General features: G+C 70.0%; 1 protein-coding gene. It reads left to right on the forward strand.

Annotated features, from left to right (window positions below; all coding sequences use genetic code 11):
- The coding region (locus tag ACIRPK_RS36945) for an IS30 family transposase (RefSeq protein ID WP_403047352.1) at window positions 1–1,052 on the forward strand (1,052 nt) is incomplete at its 5' end.
- Window positions 1,053–1,059 lie beyond the last annotated feature (7 nt).

Raw genomic sequence — 1,059 nt, forward strand, 5'->3', positions numbered from 1 at the left:
GCCGCAACGCCTCCACCCGGACCTACCACCTGGAGTACCGGGCCACGCTGGCGCAGTGGCACGCCGAGCGGCGCGCACAGCGGCCGAAGACGGCGAAGCTGGTGGCCAACGAGCGCCTGCACGACTACGTGCAGGACCGGCTGGCCGGCGACGTCGTCCATGCCGCGGACGGCCGGATCGTGGAGGGACCGCAGGTGCCGGACTGGAAGGGCAGGAACAAGCCGAGGCGGCAGGACCGCCGGTGGGCGACGGCGTGGAGCCCGGAGCAGATATCGCGGCGGCTCAGGGTGGACTTCCCCGAGGATGAGTCCATGCGGATCTCCCCGGAAGCGATCTACCAGGCCCTCTACGTGCAAGGACGCGGAGCGCTCAAGCGCGAACTGGTCGCCTGCCTGCGCACCGGGCGGTCACTGCGCGTCCCGCGGGAGCGCACCAGGCAGAGCGTCCGCGGGCACGTGACCGCCGACGTGCTGATCAGCGAGCGTCCCGCAGAGGCCGAGGACCGGGCGGTCCCGGGCCACTGGGAGGGCGATCTCATCATCGGCACCGGCCGGTCCGCGATCGGCACCCTGGTCGAGCGCACCACCCGGTTCACGATGCTGCTGCACCTGCCGCCGATGGAAGGCTTCGGTTCCGAGCCACGGACCAAGAACGGGCCCGCGCTGGCCGGCCGCGGCGCCGAAGCCGTCAAGGACGCGATCACCGCCACGATCACCACGCTGCCGGGGCAACTACGCAGGTCGCTGACCTGGGACCGCGGCACGGAACTGGCCCAACACGCCCAACTGAGCATCGACGCCGGGCTGCAGGTCTACTTCGCCGACCCACACAGTCCGTGGCAACGCGGCACGAACGAGAACACGAACGGCCTGCTGCGGCAGTACTTCCCCAAGGGCACGGACCTCTCACGCTGGAACACCGACGAGCTCCAGGCCGTCGCCTTCACCCTCAACAGCAGACCCCGCAAGACCCTCGGATGGAAGACCCCAGCCGAAGCCCTCAACGAACACCTACTATCGCTCCAGGAAGCCGGTGTTGCGACGACCGGTTGAATCCGCC

This window comes from Kitasatospora sp. NPDC101801 (genome assembly GCF_044766665.1).
In the GTDB taxonomy this organism is placed as follows: domain Bacteria; phylum Actinomycetota; class Actinomycetes; order Streptomycetales; family Streptomycetaceae; genus Kitasatospora.